15 protein-coding genes are annotated in these 17924 nt (G+C 57.8%); all 15 read right to left on the bottom strand.

Annotation, left to right across the window (positions count from 1 at the left end):
• Positions 1 to 96 precede the first annotated feature (96 nt).
• Positions 97 to 3603 carry a DNA polymerase III subunit alpha gene (locus CBB62_08445; protein ID OUT42295.1) on the bottom strand — a complete coding sequence of 1169 codons (3507 nt, stop codon included), beginning with the start codon at positions 3601 to 3603 and terminating at the stop codon, positions 97 to 99.
• A 104-nt stretch (positions 3604 to 3707) separates the two neighbouring features.
• The gene (locus CBB62_08440) at positions 3708 to 4403 is read right to left on the bottom strand and encodes an ABC transporter (protein ID OUT42294.1); all 696 of its coding nucleotides are present in this window, start codon (positions 4401 to 4403) and stop codon (positions 3708 to 3710) included.
• Positions 4396 to 5637, bottom strand: coding sequence for a lipoprotein-releasing system transmembrane subunit LolC (locus CBB62_08435; GenBank protein ID OUT42293.1), 1242 nt, complete (start codon positions 5635 to 5637; stop codon positions 4396 to 4398). Before CBB62_08435 ends, CBB62_08440 begins: the two co-directional genes overlap by 8 nt.
• A gap of 43 nt (positions 5638 to 5680) precedes the next feature.
• A complete protein-coding gene (locus tag CBB62_08430) occupies positions 5681 to 7015 on the bottom strand; it encodes a proline--tRNA ligase (protein OUT42292.1) in 1335 nt (444 codons plus the stop codon).
• Between the two features lie 93 nt (positions 7016 to 7108).
• Complete coding sequence (locus CBB62_08425) at positions 7109 to 7492, bottom strand: hypothetical protein (GenBank protein ID OUT42291.1); 384 nt, start codon at positions 7490 to 7492, stop codon at positions 7109 to 7111.
• A gap of 409 nt (positions 7493 to 7901) precedes the next feature.
• On the bottom strand, positions 7902 to 8189 hold the full coding sequence (locus CBB62_08420; GenBank protein OUT42290.1) for a hypothetical protein: 288 nt from the start codon (positions 8187 to 8189) through the stop codon (positions 7902 to 7904).
• Positions 8189 to 9871 (bottom strand): hypothetical protein, encoded by a 1683-nt coding sequence (locus tag CBB62_08415; GenBank protein ID OUT42289.1) that lies wholly within the window; start codon positions 9869 to 9871, stop codon positions 8189 to 8191. The genes CBB62_08420 and CBB62_08415 overlap by 1 nt, the downstream gene beginning before the upstream one ends.
• The gene (locus CBB62_08410) at positions 9864 to 10649 is read right to left on the bottom strand and encodes a pantothenate kinase (protein ID OUT42288.1); all 786 of its coding nucleotides are present in this window, start codon (positions 10647 to 10649) and stop codon (positions 9864 to 9866) included. Before CBB62_08410 ends, CBB62_08415 begins: the two co-directional genes overlap by 8 nt.
• The gene (locus CBB62_08405) at positions 10649 to 11467 is read right to left on the bottom strand and encodes a biotin--[acetyl-CoA-carboxylase] ligase (protein ID OUT42287.1); all 819 of its coding nucleotides are present in this window, start codon (positions 11465 to 11467) and stop codon (positions 10649 to 10651) included. The genes CBB62_08410 and CBB62_08405 overlap by 1 nt, the downstream gene beginning before the upstream one ends.
• Complete coding sequence (locus CBB62_08400; protein ID OUT42286.1) at positions 11439 to 12884, bottom strand: NADH-quinone oxidoreductase subunit N; 1446 nt, start codon at positions 12882 to 12884, stop codon at positions 11439 to 11441. Before CBB62_08400 ends, CBB62_08405 begins: the two co-directional genes overlap by 29 nt.
• A gap of 5 nt (positions 12885 to 12889) precedes the next feature.
• Complete coding sequence (locus tag CBB62_08395) at positions 12890 to 14437, bottom strand: NADH-quinone oxidoreductase subunit M (GenBank protein OUT42285.1); 1548 nt, start codon at positions 14435 to 14437, stop codon at positions 12890 to 12892.
• Between the two features lie 6 nt (positions 14438 to 14443).
• A complete protein-coding gene (locus tag CBB62_08390; protein OUT42284.1) occupies positions 14444 to 16393 on the bottom strand; it encodes an NADH-quinone oxidoreductase subunit L in 1950 nt (649 codons plus the stop codon).
• A gap of 10 nt (positions 16394 to 16403) precedes the next feature.
• Positions 16404 to 16712 carry an NADH-quinone oxidoreductase subunit K gene (locus CBB62_08385; protein ID OUT42283.1) on the bottom strand — a complete coding sequence of 103 codons (309 nt, stop codon included), beginning with the start codon at positions 16710 to 16712 and terminating at the stop codon, positions 16404 to 16406.
• 18 nt (positions 16713 to 16730) lie between these two features.
• Positions 16731 to 17330, bottom strand: a complete 600-nt coding sequence (locus CBB62_08380; GenBank protein ID OUT42282.1) for an NADH:ubiquinone oxidoreductase subunit J — start codon at positions 17328 to 17330, stop codon at positions 16731 to 16733.
• Positions 17331 to 17424: 94 nt separating this feature from the next.
• On the bottom strand, positions 17425 to 17913 hold the full coding sequence (locus CBB62_08375; GenBank protein ID OUT42281.1) for an NADH-quinone oxidoreductase subunit I: 489 nt from the start codon (positions 17911 to 17913) through the stop codon (positions 17425 to 17427).
• Positions 17914 to 17924: the final 11 nt, after the last annotated feature.

Here is a 17924-nt window from a genome sequence, read left to right as displayed (position 1 = left end):
GATGGATCATTTCACCCATCCGTAAGATCAGCGTGTGGATTGATGGCGCGTGGAATAGCGGGATTGAACGGCTTTTGCAAGCCCCTGTGGCACTGATTATTGCTCAATCACATCATCAACACCGGCAAGCGACTTAAGCGCAGCCCGTCCTTCGGCACCGACCGACCAGCGTTTGCCCAGTTCGAGACGCACTTCCCGGTCTTCCGAGACCCGGACAACGAGCTTGATTGTCGTCCGTCCCTCACCCTGCCGTTGCAGAAGGCTCTTAATGTTTTCAACGGCTTCCGCGGTTTTGACATGAACCTCGACGAGGCTCGACGCACGAGCCACCGCTTCATCGAGCGGCTCGAACCGGTGGGCACGCAAACGAACATTGTCATCGCCGGAGCTTGCCGTGGCGGTAACCAGCAGCAAATTGCCCGCTTCCAGCATGTCACGGCTGGGGGCCAACAGATCAGAATAAACCTGCACTTCGAAGGTACCAGTGGCATCCGACATCTGCACAAAGGCAAATTTGTCGCCGCGCTTGCCCCGGCGCTCCTGACGGCTCAGCACCACACCGGCAAGCTGCACCCGGGTATTTTGCTGGCGGGCAAGCTGTCCCGGTACCGAGCGAATGTCGGTTACCTTGAGCCGTTTGAGCGGTGCCTCATAGCTGTCGAGTGGATGGGCCGACAGATAGAAGCCGATGGCATCAAACTCCGCCTTCAACTCATCGGTCTTGATCCATTCCGGCGTCTCACTCAGATGCAGCGTGCTCAATTCGCTATCGCTGCCGCCGCCGAACAGATTGACCTGATTGCTGTTCTTCTCCTCATGGATCGTTGCCGCATGACGAAGAATTTTTTCAGCGTTTTCAGTAACTTTACGCCGGTTCTTTTCGAGGCACTCAAACGCCCCTGCCCGCGCCAGCTGTTCGATCTGCTTGCGGTTCACCGCCGAGGGGTCGATCCGGTTGGCAAAATCCGACATGTTCTTGAACGGTCCATTCGCCCGACGTTCGGCCACTATTGACTGCATGGCGCTGAGACCGACCCCCTTGAGCGCTGCCAGCGCATAGCGGATGCCGTATTCCTCGCCATTGATCCGCTCGACCTCGAACAATGCTTCGGATTTGTTGATGTCCGGCGACAGCAGGGTAATGCCAAGCCGCTGCAGCTCCTGACGCACTGCGCCCAGCTTGTCGGTATTCTCGAACGCCAGCGTCATGATCGCGGCCATGAACTCGACCGGGTAATTCGCTTTCAGATAACCGGTGTGATAGGCGAGCAAGGCATAGGCTGCCGCGTGGCTCTTGTTGAAGCCGTAACCGGCGAACTTGGCCACCTGATCGAAGATGCCGGAAGCCTGATCCTTGTCGACATTCTGTTCGACCGCACCGGTGACGAAAATCTCCCGCTGCTTGTCCATCTCGGCCTGGATCTTCTTACCCATCGCCCGGCGCAGCAGGTCAGCACCGCCCAGCGAGTAGCCCGAGAGCACCTGCGCGATCTGCATGACCTGTTCCTGATAGATCATGATGCCGAAGGTTTCTTCCAGAATTGGCTGCAGCTTGGGATGCAGGTAATCGGCCTCTTCCTCGCCATGTTTGACGCTGATGTATTTCGGGATGTTGTCCATCGGGCCCGGTCGATAGAGCGAGACCATCGCGACAATATCCTCGAACCGGGTCGGCTTCAGCTTGCGCAGGGCATCGCGCATGCCCGAACTCTCAAGCTGGAACACCCCTGCCGTATCGCCCCGCGCCATCAACTCATAGGTCGGCTTGTCATCAAGCTCGAGTTGGTCGAGTTCGACGGCAATATCGCGCTTGGACATCAGGTTGAGCGCAGTCTGGAGGATGGTCAGCGTGGTCAGGCCGAGGAAGTCGAACTTGACCAGCCCGGCGGTTTCCACGTCCTTCATGTTGAATTGCGTCACCCACATATCCGAGCGCGGGTCACGATAGAGCGGTACCAGCTGATCGAGCGGTCGATCACCGATCACGACACCGGCAGCGTGGGTCGAGGCGTGGCGGTACAGCCCCTCGAGCTTCAAGGCGATGTCGAGCAGCCGGGCAACGGCAGGCTCTTCCCGGCGCATTTCCCGCAGGGCCGGTTCACCGTCAATGGCTTCCTGCAGGGTTACCGGATTGGCCGGATTGTTCGGGATCAGTTTGGAAATCCGGTCAACCTGCCCGTAAGGCATCTGCAGGACGCGGCCAACATCACGCACCACCATCCGGGCCTGAAACTTACCGAAGGTGATAATCTGCGCGACCCGGTCATTGCCGTATTTCTCGCGCACATAATTGATCACCTCATCCCGGCGATGCTGACAGAAATCGATGTCGAAATCGGGCATGGATACCCGTTCGGGATTGAGGAAGCGCTCGAATAGCAAACCGTGTTCAAGCGGATCAAGGTCGGTGATGGTCAGCGCCCAGGCAACCACGGAACCAGCCCCCGAACCCCTGCCCGGTCCCACCGGGATGCCATGCTCCTTCGCCCATTTGATGAAGTCGGCAACGATCAGGAAGTAACCGGGAAAGCCCATATTGACGATCACGTCGAGCTCGAAATCCAGCCGCTCCACATAGGGCTTTGCCACCTCTGCCCGTGCCGCCTCATCCATTTCCGGGGTGAACAGCAGCGCCTCAAGCCGCTCCTGCAGCCCCTCATGGGACTGTGCCCGTAATTCCGCCACTTCATCCCGGCCGCCCTCGGTCTCGAATGGCGGCAGGATCGGTTTCACGAAGCCGATCCAATAGGCGCAACGCCTGGCGATATTGATGGTATTGGCGGTCGCTTCCGGCAGATCGCTGAACAGCTCCAGCATCTCCGCCTGCGATTTGAAATAATGCTGCTGGGTCACGCTCGGTCGCTCGTTTTCGTCGACATAGCGGCCATTGGCGATACACATCAGGGCATCATGGGCCTGATACATATCCGGCGTTGCGAACAGACAATCATTAGTCGCCACCAGCGGAATATCGAGTGCCTCGGCGAACTCGACAAAATCATCCTCGGTCCGCGCCTGTTCCGGCGTGCCGTGACGCATGATTTCCATGTAGAATCGGCCCGGGAACAGCCCGTTCAGGCTCTCAACCAGCTTTTTCGCCGCCGGTTTCTGGCCCGCCAGCAACAAATGCCCGACCGGCCCCTTATCCGCACCGGAGAGGCACAACAGCCCCTCGGTACGATCCTTCAGGCAATCGAGTGTGATATGCGGTTCATGGCCATCGGCGCGGGCACCATAGGCCTGGGTCAGCAGCCATGACAGGTTGCGATAACCGGTCTCGGACTGGACCAGCAACAGGATCGGTGCCAGTTCCGGCCCCTGCACCATGATCGGACTGGCCTTGGCCATCGGCACCGCCAGCGCCAACTGACAACCGAGGATCGGCTGAACGCCGGCATCGCTGGCAGCTTTTGAGAACTGCATGGCACCGAACATGTTGTTGGTATCGGTGATCGCCACCGCCGGCATGTTATTCGTGGTGCAGAGCTTGGGCAGAGCCTTGACGTGGATCGCACCTTCCGACAGCGAAAAGGCAGAATGCACCCGCAAATGGATGAAACCGGGGCTGTTTGCTGTGTCGGCTGTTGCGGGCTCAGTGGTCATGTTTTGCGACTGTTGGGCAGGCGGAAATCGGATGTGATGATCCGATCAGAATCCCGCTTTTTGGTGCTCAAAACCAGTGCTTCCGTCCCGATGGATCGAGAAAGTTACCCACCGCTTGTGGACAGTTCCACCAGCTTGCCGCCGTCGATGGTGACGACCCGATCGAGACGAGCCGCCAGAGAGCGGTCATGTGTCGCGATCAGTGCCGCCAGTTTGCGGGTACGGACAAGATCAGCCAGCATCTGGAATACCCGGTCGCCGGTTTCCTGATCGAGGTTGCCGGTCGGCTCATCAGCCAGCAGCAGGCTTGGCTGATTGGCGAGCGCGCGAGCAATAGCGACCCGTTGCTGCTCCCCGCCGGAGAGTTGTGACGGGCGGTGCTCAAGCCGTTCGGCGAGGCCGACCTGCTCCAGCAGCTCCGTTGCCTGCGCCCGTGCCGCCTTGCGCGACTGCCCGGCAATCATGCATGGCATGGCGACATTCTCGACGGCGCTGAACTCCGGCAACAGGTGATGGAACTGATAGACGAAACCGATCTGTTTCAAGCGCAGAGCTGTTCGCCGCTTGTCATCAAAATTGGCAGCATCATCTCCCGCAATGCGGATCACACCACCGGTCGGCTGTTCGAGCAGCCCGGCAATATGCAGCAGCGTGGATTTACCGGCGCCCGATGGGCCGACAAGCGCCACGGCCTCACCCGGTTTCAGGATTAGATCAACACCGGTCAGCACCTCAAGGGTACGTCCCGCATCGCTGAAGGATCGGGTTACACCAGACAGTTCAAGTGCCACATCACTCATAACGCAGCGCCTCCACCGGATCGAGCCGTGCTGCCCGCCATGACGGATACAGGGTGGCGGCAAAGCTCAGGACAAGGGACATGGCGACCACGGCAACCACCTCGCTCCAGTCGGTTTTCGATGGAATCTGCGTCAGGAACCGGATCGTCGGATCCCAGACGGTGGCACCGCTGATACTCTCTAACCAATGCTGAATGGTCGCGAGATTTTCCGTAATCAGCATCGCCAGCACCAGACCGATCAATGTACCGAGGAAACCAAGGGACGAGCCGGTGAGCAGAAAGATACGCATCACCGAGCCACGGCTGGCACCCATGGTACGCAGGATGGCGATGTCACGGGTCTTGTCTTTCACCAGCATGATCAGGCCGGAAATGATGTTAAAGGCCGCGACAATGATGATCAGTGTCAGGATCAGGAACATGACATTACGTTCCACCTGCAACGCATTGAAAAAGCTGCCATTTATCTGCTGCCACGGCACGACAGACATGCCCTGACCGATGGTGTCACGCAGCGCCCGGATTTGTCCATACATCTGGTCTGGCTGGGCAACGTACAGCTCCAGCGCCGAAACCTTGTCGCCATAGCGGAAGAATGTCTGGGCCGTTTCAAGGTCGATGAAGGCAAAGCCGTTATCATATTCAAACATGCCGACTTCATAAATCGCGGCCACGGTAAAGCCCTGCGCCCGTGGCATGGTGCCGAACGGGGTCGGGTTGCCCTGTGGGCTGATCAACTGCAGGGTTGAGCCGATACCAAGGCCGAAATGCTGGGCCAGTCTCGAGCCGATGGCGATGCCATTGCCAGTCACGTCATCGAAGGAGCCGCTAAGCACGGCGTTGCCGAGCAGTGGCTTGGCCTCAAGGTCCTGTGCCCGCATGCCACGCACGATAACCCCACTGGCAGCACCACGCAGAGTAATCAGCGCCTGTCCTTCAATGACGGGAAATACGTGGTCAACACCATCAACCTGCCCGGCAAGACCGGCCAGATCGTCATAATCGGCCATCGCCCCGGCATAGCTGCGGATATTGGCATGGCCGTTCAGCCCCAGCACCCGGTCGAGCAACTCGTCCCGAAAGCCGTTCATGACGCTCATCACCACAATCAGGGTAGCTACCCCAAGGGCAATGCCGAGCAGCGAGAAAACCGCGATGACCGAGATGAAGCCTTCCTTGCGGCGTGCGCGCAGATAGCGAAACGCCAGTAAACGTTCAAATCGGTTAAACATGAGTGGCCGGGGCTTTGCTGGTAACGGTGAGCAAGGACGGAGATTATGCCGCCGCTTGCTGGCGATTGGATGTCAGGAATTCGACAATATTGTCCCGTGGCACGTCAAACCGCTCGCCATCCTTGCGACGTTTGACCTCAAGCTTGCCTTCCTGCAACCCGCGCGGGCCGACAATGATCTGCCAGGGCAGACCGATCAGGTCCATATCGGCAAACTTGGCCCCTGCCCGCTCGCTGCGGTCATCATAGAGTACGTCATAACCGGCAGCGGCCAACTCAGCATAGAGTGCTTCACAGGCAGCATCGGTATCGGCGTCACCGGTCTTGAGGTTGATCAGGCCGAGATCGAAGGGTGCGACCGCTTCCGGCCAGATGATGCCATTCTCGTCATGGCTCGCCTCGATGATCCCGCCGACGAGGCGTGATACACCAATACCGTAAGAGCCCATATGCACCGGCACCTGTTCCCCTGCCTCATTGGCGACATAGGCGCCCATGGGCTCGGAATATTTGGTGCCGAAATAGAAGATGTGACCGACCTCAATACCGCGCGCGGTAATCAACTCATCAGCCGGAACCGGGCAGCTGTCGGCATCATGGATTTCATCGGTGGCAGCGTATTTCGAGGTCCAAGTCTCGAAAAAATCAGACAGGTCATCGTCGTAACTCACTGATTGGCTAAGCATTTCAGTTTCGATGAAGTCCTTGTGGCAGAATACCTCGCTCTCGCCGGTCTCCGCCAAAATGATGAACTCGTGGCTCAGATCACCACCGATCGGACCGGTGTCGGCACGCATCGGGATCGCCTTCAGCCCCATTTTGGCAAAGGTGCGCAGATAGGCCAGGAACATCTTGTGATAGGCGCGGATCGCCCGGTCCTTGTCCAGATCGAAGGAATAGGCATCCTTCATCAGGAACTCACGACCGCGCATGACACCGAACCGTGGGCGAACCTCGTCCCGGAACTTCCACTGGATGTGATAGAGGTTCTTCGGCAGTTCCTTGTAGCTCTTGATCGCCGACTGGAAGATATCAGTGATCATCTCCTCATTGGTCGGACCAAACAGCATATCGCGGTCATGGCGGTCGGTGATCCGCAGCATTTCCTTGCCGTAATCATCATAGCGACCGCTCTGGCGCCACAGATCAGCCGACTGGATGGTTGGCATCAGCACTTCCTGTGCACCGGATGCGTCCTGTTCATCACGGACGATCTGCTCGATCTTCTTCAACACCTTGTGGCCGAGCGGCAGCCAGGCATAGATGCCGGCAGAGGTTTGGCGCATCATGCCAGCCCGCAACATCAGGCGGTGTGAGACAATCTGTGCCTCGGCGGGGTTTTCTTTCAGGGTCGGCAGGAAAAACTGTGAACGGCGCATGGACAATACTGCAGGCTGGGTCAAAATTTGCTGGCGGACTTTAGGCAATCACGCGCCCAAGCTAAAGCCCGATTTTGACAATCTGCCACAACTTCACTGAATAACCGGCTTGCGGGTGCATAATGCGACCACATCGGCACGGCTCAATCCGGCCACAGGCTCACCGTTCAGGCTAACCCGGTTCTGCTCCACTACCACATCACCGAGGCCGAGCTTGCCCTCCAGCCCGGCATGGCTGTCATCGAGGCCGAGGCGCTCAATCACATCGACGGTTAATGGGAAGCTGAAGGTATCAGGAAACGTAAACTGATTCGCCGAGGGCAGATCGGCGGATGCCACCGGGCGGCCATAGGCATCGACACCGGGCTTGTAGGCAACATCTGCATCCGGCTCATGACGGTCATAAAGCTTGCAAAACACTGGCAATTTTCCGGGTCGCAGCAGATCACGCGCTTGCGCTGTTGCACCACTCGCCATGGTTGCAAGACACAGGCTTGCTGCAATCGCAAACCGTATAGTTGAGTTTTCCGCCATGATCTTTGTCCGACAATTCACAAATCCGTGACATTCTGCCACGCATATTCCACGCCAACTTCGCCCGATATCGTGTTTCGCATTCCGAAAACAACAGAAATCGTTCGCATACTGAATACTTAGTAAGAAAGCGGTCGTTTTAAAGATAGTTTCTGTGAGGTGGTTCCAGTATCCCTTACTCACCTGCTCGCTCATCTTCACTGGCCAGAAAATGGCTGGAAAAGAGCAAAAATAATTGAAGGCCTGAGTTCAGGGAGAAGAAATCCGGGTCGGTTCTTTTAGGGGCCGAAGAACAAAAACAATAAGCCCGATCAAAAATTGAGTCCCGCCTTCGTGCGGGCTCTTTTTTTGCCTACTCCCCGGCAGTCGGCGGAATGCCCATGTCATGGCTGAACATGGTATCGGCGATGGCATAGAACGAAATCACCTCCATCACGATCAGCACATCAATGATGACCCAGATCACCGCCGCGAGGATCGTGGTGGTCAGGATCTTGCGCCAGATATAGGGATGCTGGGGTGCGCCGGGATCGCTGCCCTCAACACTGCCATCATTACGCTTGACCCAGAGTGGCAGCACCATGAACAGCGCCGTCCACCAGACGATCAGATAAACGAAAATTCCCGAGAGCCAATCCATCAGTCGACCCGCACAACGCTGGTGGTGATAACCGGCTTCTTGTCGAACATCTTCTTCACCCGACGCCGGATCGCGATGCGGCAGCTTTCGGCAACCTCATCATCATTCCTGCGCTTGCCACGCGACAGGTCCTCGACGGCAATCTCAAGTGCGGCGAGCAGTTCATCCTCGACATCATCATATTCATCGTCGCTGACAAGGCCCACCATCTGCACCTGCGGATCGGCAACCAGATTGCCGCGGTCATCAATGACGATCACCACATTGACCACTCCGTTGTGCATGAGCCGCAAGCGCTCGCGGATCGGGCCGTCCTCAATTTCAACGATGCGATTGCCATCAACGGCCAGAACACCATGGGGCACCGTACCGACCAGCTTGCTGCCCGAGCGGCTGAGGCTGATGACCTGACCGTTTTCCGGCACCACCACATCCTTGACCTGACAGTCGTCGGCCAGCTGGGCATGGGCAACCAGATTGCTGTGCTCACCATGCACCGGCAGGGAAATCTGTGGCCGCACCCATTGATACATCTGGGTCAGATCGTTGCGTGATCCGTGACCGGAGACATGGACCAGTTCTTCGGATGGCGTGATGATGCGGATACCGGCCTGAATCAGCTTGTTCTTGATCTTACCGATTTCCTTCTCGTTCCCCGGTATCGGGCGGGATGAGAAGATCACCGTGTCATTACGCTCAAGCACCACATGGGGGTGGTCCTTGTTGGCGATCCGGTTTAGGGCAGCGCGCGCCTCACCCTGACTGCCGGTACAGAGATAGACCACCTTCTCCGGTGGCAGATAGGCGGCTTCCTCGCCGTCGATGAAAGGATCGATCTCGTCCATATAGCCCTGATCGCGGGCCGCCTCATAAATCCGCCAGAGCGAGCGGCCAACCAGTGCCGCATGGCGACCATTGGCAGTGGCCGCCTTGGCTACCGCAATCATCCGTGAGGCATTGGAGGAAAAGCAGGTAACGGCAATCCGGCCCGGCAGATCGGCAAACAGCTTGGTAAAGCTGGGAGCCAGTTCGCCCTCAGATCCGACAAAGACATCGCTGCCAGCATTGGTACTATCACAGACCATGGCCAGCACGCCGCGTTCGCCAAGTTCCCGCAGGCGCTTCTCATCGGTCTTGTAGCTGGCTACCGGCTCCGGATCGATCTTCCAGTCACCGGTATGCAGCACATCGCCAACGGGGGTCGAGATCAGAACCGCGCAGGCCTCAGGGATCGAATGGGCAACCGGCACGAACTCACAGGCAAACTCGCCGACCTCAAAGACATTGGCCGGGGTAATTGCATGGATTTCGGCCTTGTCGAGCAGACCGGCCTCGGCCAGCTTGCGGCGGATCAGGATCGCGGTGAACGGGGTCGCATAGATCGGGCAACGCAGCCGTGACCACAGATACGGGATCGCGCCGATATGATCCTCATGGCCGTGGGTGATGACCAGACCGGCCAGCTTGTCCCGCTTCTTGGCGATAAAGCTCGGGTCCGGCAGCAGCAAATCGACACCGGGCAGGTTCTCATCGGCAAAGCCCATGCCGAGGTCCACCATCAGCCACTGCCCGCCATAGGCGTAGAGGTTGAGGTTGATGCCGAACTCCTCAGTGCCACCGAGGGCAGCAAAGTAGAGTTCGTCGTCATTCGGTTCAAACATGGCTTGAACGGATTTACCCATGGGCTTGGTCGCCTTGGTTACGGGAATGGATGATCTGCAACCCGTTGAGGGTGAGATCAGGGTCATAATGATCAATCGCGTCGAGATGGCTGGCAAACAACCGACCGAGACCGCCGGTGGCAATTACCACGGGATCGCCGCCCAGTTCCTGTTTGACGCGGGTAAGCAGGCCGTCGATGAGGCCGACATAGCCCCAAAACACGCCCGACTGCATCGCATGAACGGTGTTCCGACCAATGATGGTGTCGGTTGGTCGAATGTCAATCTGCGGTAGCTTGGCCGCGGCCAGATGCAGCGCCTCGATCGACAGGTTCGGGCCAGGCGCGATGATACCGCCGATATAGGCCCCCTCGCCGTCCACCACATCAAAGGTAGTCGCGGTGCCAAAATCAATCACGATTGCTGGTGCCTGATAAGTTGTCTGGGCGGCTATCGCATTGACCAGACGGTCAGCACCAACCTCTGCTGGCCGGTCGGTCTTGACCGCCAGATCAAGTCGGCAACTGGCATCGCCGATCACCAGCGGCTCCGCCTTGCAATGATCGCGGCAGAATTTGATCAGGTTGAAGCTGGCATCCGGCACGACGCTCGCCAGAATGGCATGGGAAATAAGCTGCCGGTCCAATTCAGCGAGCCGCAACAACTCAAACAGCCAGACAGCATATTCATCGGCGGTACGGCGTGGATCGGTGGCACATCGCCACTCGCCGACCTTCTCCGTACCGTTGAAGATGGCCATGGCAACATTGGTATTGCCTGCATCAATGGCGAGCAACATCAGCCAGCCTCCTGTTCCGTGCCGAAATGCACAACCCCGCCGCTGATCTTGCGGGTGCTGCCATCGGCAAGTTCGAGCAGCAGCGCACCGTCACCATCGAGATCACGGAAGGTGCCATGCAGCTTGCGGCCATCCACATGACAGGATACCGGGCCACCCAAGCGCCAAGCATGGTCGAGCCAGGCCTTGCGGATCATCGCCTTGCCGCCTTGGGCAAAGGCCTTGCGCAAAGCCGAGAGCGCCTCAAGCAAGCGCTCAGCGAGAATATCAGCGGTCGCATCCGGTGCAATATCCTGCAGATAAGCAATATCCGGCTCACGCTGCTCCGGGACATGCACATTGATACCAATCCCCATGACCAGCCACCAGGGCTGGCGCTCACCGGCACGTTCGATCAGGATTCCGGCAAGCTTGCGATCATCCCGCATCAGGTCATTTGGCCATTTGAGCTTGAGTTCATGTGCCTCGCGACCAAGGATGTTGCCGATGGCCTGATGGGCAGCAAGACCGACAACCAGCGCCCAAATCGGCCCCCAGCCCTCACGATCCTCGATCAGGGTAGAGAGATACAGTCCGCCAACCGGCGACAGCCATTGCCGCCCCTGTCGACCACGACCAGCGCTCTGCTGATCCGCGATCAGAACATCGCCGGGTTTGGCTCTGCTCTTCTCCGCCGCTTCCAGCAACTGCTGGTTGGTGCTGTCGGTCAGATCCAGTCGGGAAACCCGCCAATCTGCACTGGTGGATAATCTGGCGGTTGGCGCGTTCATGGGGTGAAGCGCCCTGCCCTCAGCCGCCAAACAGGCTGGCAGCGGCATTTGCAGCTGGAACGAAAACGAAGCTCGGGAACAGGAACAGCAGCAGGGTCACAACTGCACTGACGCCCATGACAAAATTCAGCTCGCCGCCCAATGGCTTGTCGAACTGATCAACCGGCTCATCGAAATACATCACCTTGATGACACGCAGGTAGTAGAAGGCACCAACCACACTGGCAAGAACACCGATAACCGCCAGTGAGTAAAGCTCGGCCTGTACCGCTGCCTGGAACACCACCAGCTTGCCGAAGAACCCGGCGAGCGGTGGAATACCGGCCATGGAGAACATGAAGATTGCCATGGCGGCCGCCATGGCCGGACGGGTCCGGGCCAATCCGGCAAGATCACTGATCCCCTCAACCGCACGATCATTGATGCGCATGTTGAGAATGACGGCAAAGGTACCGGCAGTCATCGCAAGATAGATGGTGAGATAGACAGCAACAGCCGTAACACCCTCGGCAGTACCGGCAGCAAGACCAACCAGCGCAAAGCCCATATTGGCGATTGAGGAATAGGCCATCAGACGCTTGATATTGGTCTGGGCAATCGCCGCGAAGGCACCGAAGACCATGGAGGCAACAGCAATCACGACAACGATCTGCTGCCACTGATCAACCAGTTCTCCGAACGGACCCGCAAGAACCCGAACCAGCAGGCCAAAGGCCGCCATTTTCGGTGCGAGGGCAAAGAAGGCCGTCACCGGAGTCGGCGCACCCTCATACACATCCGGGGTCCACATGTGGAACGGCACCGCCGAGATCTTAAAGGCCAGCCCGGCCAGCACGAATACCAGACCGACAACCACACCGATTGCGGGCTCGTCAGCGGCAAAGGTCTCGGCCAGAACGGTAAAGCTGGTGCTGCCGGCAAAACCGTAAACCAGCGATGCGCCATAGAGCAGGATGCCGGAAGACAGCGCACCAAGAACGAAATATTTCAGACCGGCTTCTGATGCCTTGATCGCATCACGGCGGAAGGCCGCCAGCACATAGAGCGCAAGGCTCTGCAGCTCAAGACCGACATAGAGCGTCAGAAGATCATTGGCGGAGACCATAATCAGCATGCCGAGCGTGGCGAAGGTCACCAGCACCGGATATTCAAACCGGCTCATGTCTTCCTTGGCGACATAGGACAGCGACAGCAGCAGCGCGATGGTCGAGCCGAGCAGTACCAGCACCTTCATGTAGGAGGCAAAGCCATCGGCAATGAACTGGCCGTTCAGGGCGAAGGTGGCGACCTGTTCGTTCTGGATGCCGGTCATCAGGATCAGCACCGCAAACAGAGCGATCGCCAGCACGCTGACCAGACGGGTCGCGTCGCGACCGTAAAACACACCGATCATCAGGAACGCCATACCGGCGAGTGCCATGATCAGTTCAGGCAAGGCAGTGGATAAAAGGCCAAGCTCTAACATCAAACTTACTCCAGACCTGACACGGGTGCGGTGACAGGCATTTCAGCGATTTGGGTTACCTGCTCTGCAGCGGTCGCCATTGCCAATTGATAATTGCTGATCAACTCCTCGACCGACGCGGACATCAGATCAAGGAAGGTCGATGGATAGATACCCATCCAGAACACCAGAATGATCAGCGGAATGAAGAGACCAAGCTCACGGCGTGACATGTCAGGCAGACCGGAAACTTCCTCATTCGGCGCCACACCGAATACGACGCGACGATAGAGATACAGCATGTAAGCCGCACCGAGAATAAGACCGGTTGCCGCCAGTGTGGCGACGATATTCTGAACCTGGAAGGTACCGAGCAGGCTGAGGAATTCACCGACGAAGCCACTGGTACCGGGTACACCGATGGACGCCATGGTGAAGGTCATGAACACGACCGCATATTTCGGCATGTTGTTGACTAGTCCACCATAGCGGACGATCTCGCGGGTATGCAGGCGGTCATAGACAACACCGACACACAGGAACAGCGCGCCGGAAACAATACCGTGTGACAGCATCTGGAATACCGCGCCCTCGATCCCCTGCTGGGTCAGCGAGAACAGCCCCATGGTGACAAAGCCCATATGCGCGATTGATGAATAGGCGATCAGCTTTTTCATGTCGGTCTGCACCAGCGCCACAAGCGAGGTGTAGATCACCGCAATCACGGACATGGCAAAGACCAGCGGTGCGAAATAATCGCTCGCTTCCGGGAACATCGGGATCGAGAAACGGATCAGACCGTAGCCGCCCATCTTCAACAGGACACCGGCAAGGATGACGGAACCGGCGGTCGGTGCCTCAACGTGGGCATCGGGCAGCCAGGTATGGACCGGCCACATCGGCACCTTCACCGCGAAAGAGGCAAAGAAGGCGAGCCACAGCCAGTACTGCATGTCGGACGGGAAGCCGAATTGCAGCAGCGCCTCAACATCGGTGGTACCCGCCTGCCAGTACATCGCCAGCATGGCCACCAGCATCAGAACCGAGCCGAGCAGTGTGTAGAGGAAGAACTTGAACGCAGCATAGACCCGGCGCTGACCACCCCAGATACCGATGATCAGGAACATCGGGATCAGCACACCCTCGAACAGGATGTAGAACAGGATCAGGTCAAGGGCACAGAACATACCGACCATCAGGGTCTCAAGCACCAGAAAGGCGATCATGTATTCGCGCACACGGGTCTTGATGGATTCCCAGCTGGCAATGATGCAGACCGGCACAAGCAGGGTCGACAGCAGAACGAACCAGACAGAGATACCGTCAACGCCCATCTTGTAGCTGAGGCCGAGGGCCGGCAGCCACTCAACCTGCTCCACCATCTGGAACCCGGCTACGGACGGATCGAAACCGACCAGCACGAACAGCGAGATGACAAAGGTGGTGACAGAGGTGAACAGCGCAACCCAGCGGGAATTGCGTGCGGTCGCCGCCTCATCATCATTGATCATGAGGAGGAAGAGCACGCCGACCAGCGGCAGGAACGTAACGACTGATAATACAGGCCAAGACATTGTTTATTACCCCGCCTGACGGCTGAGATACCAGGCGACCAGGGCGATTACCCCGACCAGCATGGCAAATGCATAGTGATAGACATAACCGGTCTGGATCTGGCTGAAGCGACCGGCGATCCGTTTGGACAGCGAGGCCATGCCATTCGGGCCGAGACCGTCGATAACAGCGCCGTCACCGTTCTTCCAGAAGCCCTTGCCGAGTTGCATGGAGCCGCTGACGAAGACCTTGTTGTAAAGCTCGTCGAACATCCATTTGCGGAACACGAAGGTATGGATCGGCTTGATCAGACCAACCACGCGCGCAGGCAGGCCCGGCTTGAACATATAGAACAGATAGGCAAAGGCGATGCCGAGAACGGCCGCAACCAGCGGTGCCTTCTTGACCCATGCCGGAACATGGTGGGCCGCTTCAATCGTGTCATTGACGGCGAGTACGAAGATCGACGCTCCCCAGAATGCTTCACGGTCATGACCGACGAAGTATTCATAACCGATGAAGCCGGCAAACACCGCACCGACGGCAAGGATGGCCAGCGGAATGGTCATAACCAGTGGTGATTCATGAACATGGCTCATGACATCCTCGCTCGCGCGTGGCTTGCCATGGAAGGTCATGATGATCAGACGCCATGAATAGAAGGCGGTCATGATCGCAGCGGCAATACCCATCCAGTAGGCGAACTCACCGATACCGGTATGATCGGCCCATGCCGCCTCAAGGACCATGTCCTTGGAATAATAACCGGCGAACAGCGGGATACCGGCCAGCGCCAGAGAACCGATCCACATCATCGCATAGGTGAACGGGATCTTTTTCCAGATACCGCCCATCTGGCGCATGTCCTGCTCATCGGACATGGCGTGGATGACCGAACCAGCACCAAGGAAGAGCAGCGCCTTGAAGAAGGCGTGGGTCATCAGGTGGAAGATCGCGGCACTATAGGCGGAAACGCCGAGGGCGAAGAACATGTAACCGAGCTGGCTCATGGTCGAATAGGCGATCACCCGCTTGATGTCGAACTGAGTCAGGCCAATGGTCGCCGCAACGAAAGCGGTACAGGCACCGAGAACCGCCACAACCATCAGCGCATCGGGCGCATATTCAAAGATCGGCGACAGGCGGCTAAGCATGAACACACCGGCGGTCACCATGGTTGCCGCGTGGATCAGGGCCGACACCGGGGTCGGGCCTTCCATCGCGTCGGGCAGCCAAGTGTGCAGGCCGAGCTGAGCCGACTTGCCCATCGCGCCGACGAACAGCAGCAGACAAGCAATGGTCAGCGCATGGCCCTGATAGCCGAAGAAGGTGAAGACCGCACCGGCCTTGTCAGCGATAACGACCGGATCAAGCAACTCGCTGAACTGGACGGTACCGAAGATGACAAAGATGGTCAGAATACCGAGCAGGAAGCCGAAGTCACCGACGCGGTTTACAACAAACGCCTTCATGGATGCCTGATTGGCACTGTCCTTGTGATGCCAGAAACCGATCAGCAGATAGGATGCCAAGCCCACGCCCTCCCAACCGAAGAATAGCTGAATCAGGTTGTCGGCGGTCACCAGCATCAGCATGGCGAAGGTAAACAGGCTCAGATAGGCCATAAACCGTGGCTTGGACGGATCGTGGCTCATATAGCCGACGGAATAGTAATGCACGAGGCATGAGACCAGATTGACCACAAAGACCATAACGGCGGTCAGGGTGTCGAAGCGGAGTGCCCAGGCGAGTTCAAGGTCACCGGACTTGATCCAGTTCAGCAGATGGATCACATGTTCCTCGGCATGGGACTCATGGGTGCCTGCGTACTGAAACAGCAGGATCACGGCGAGCACAGCCGAAACGGTCATCGCGCCACAGGTCACGATCTGTGACCCGCGATCACCGAGCGCCCTGCCGAACAGGCCGACAATCAGTGCCGCAAGACCGGGAAGGAAGATGGCAAGGATTTCCATGATTTAGCCCTTAACCCTTCATCATGCTGATGTCTTCGACCGCGATCGAACCGCGGTTACGGAAGTACACCACCAGAATAGCGAGGCCGATCGCAGCTTCAGCCGCTGCAACGGTCAGAATGAACATCGCAAAGACCTGACCGGTGAGATCACCGAGATAGGCCGAAAAGGCGACGAAGTTGATATTGACTGACAACAGGATCAGTTCGATCGACATCAGAATGACAATGACATTCCGACGATTGGCGAAGATGCCAATCACGCCGAGGGTGAACAGGATCGCGCTGACGACCAGATAATGAATAAGACCGATTTCCATGTCTGCTTCCCCCTGCCCTTAGATACCGCTGCCGGTTGGCACTTTACGGATGGCCACCACGTCATCGGGACGACGGGCGACCTGATCGGCGATCTTCTGCTTGCGCACGCCCGGACGGCTGCGCAGGGTCAGAACAATCGCCCCGATCATCGCCACCAGAAGCACGAGACCAGCCAACTGGAAGATGAAGAAATAGTCGGTGTAGAGCAGTGCGCCGAGCGCGTGGGTATTGGAGCGCGCACCATCCGGCGTCGCCTGCTCAACCGTTGCACCGGACAGGCCTGCCTGAAACACGAAGATCAGCTCGGCGAGGAAGACAATCCCGAGCAATCCCCCCATGGTCAGGTAGCGTTTCATGCCCGTGCGCAGTTCCTCGAAATTGATGTCGAGCATCATGACGACAAACAGGAACAGCACGGCAACCGCGCCGACATAGACGATGACGAGGATCATCGCGACGAACTCGGCACCCATCAGAATGAACAGACCCGCCGCATTGAAGAAGGCGAGGATCAGGAAGAATACTGAATGCACGGGATTCTTTGAGGTAATAACGGCTGTACCGCTAAGCACCGTAATCACGGCAAACAAGTAGAATGCGAAGGCGCTGAGGCTCATCGTAGTCTCGTTCGTGGCTTGTTTCCTGTCCCGATATGGAACAGGTCGGAAAAATTCAGGTCCGCGTCAACCGGCTCACCGGTCAGCGCAGGGTTTAACGGTAGGGAGCATCGGCTGCAAGATTAGAGGCGATCTGCGCTTCCCAGCGGTCACCGTTAGCGAGCAGCTTGTCCTTGTTGTAGTAGAGTTCTTCGCGGGTTTCGGTCGCGAATTCGAAGTTCGGTCCCTCGACGATGGCATCGACCGGGCACGCTTCCTGACACAGACCGCAATAGATGCATTTGGTCATATCAATGTCATAGCGAGTCGTCCTGCGTGAACCGTCATCGCGTGGCTCGGCCTCGATGGTGATGGCCAGTGCCGGACACACGGCTTCACAGAGTTTACAGGCGATGCAGCGCTCTTCCCCGTTGGGATAGCGGCGCAGGGCATGTTCACCACGAAAACGCGGGCTGATCGGTCCCTTCTCGAACGGATAGTTCAGGGTAACCTTCGGCTTGAACATATATTTCAGGGTCAGCGCGAGACCGTTAACGATCTCGGCGAGCAGAAAGCTCTGTGCTGTGCGGTCCAGTAGGGCCATGGGTCGAAGCT

It is taken from the genome of Micavibrio sp. TMED2, assembly GCA_002168225.1.
In the GTDB taxonomy this organism is placed as follows: Bacteria; Pseudomonadota; Alphaproteobacteria; order TMED2; family TMED2; genus TMED2.
The sequence above is the reverse complement of the archived record's forward strand: the minus strand, read 5'-3'. Positions and strand labels throughout refer to the sequence as shown.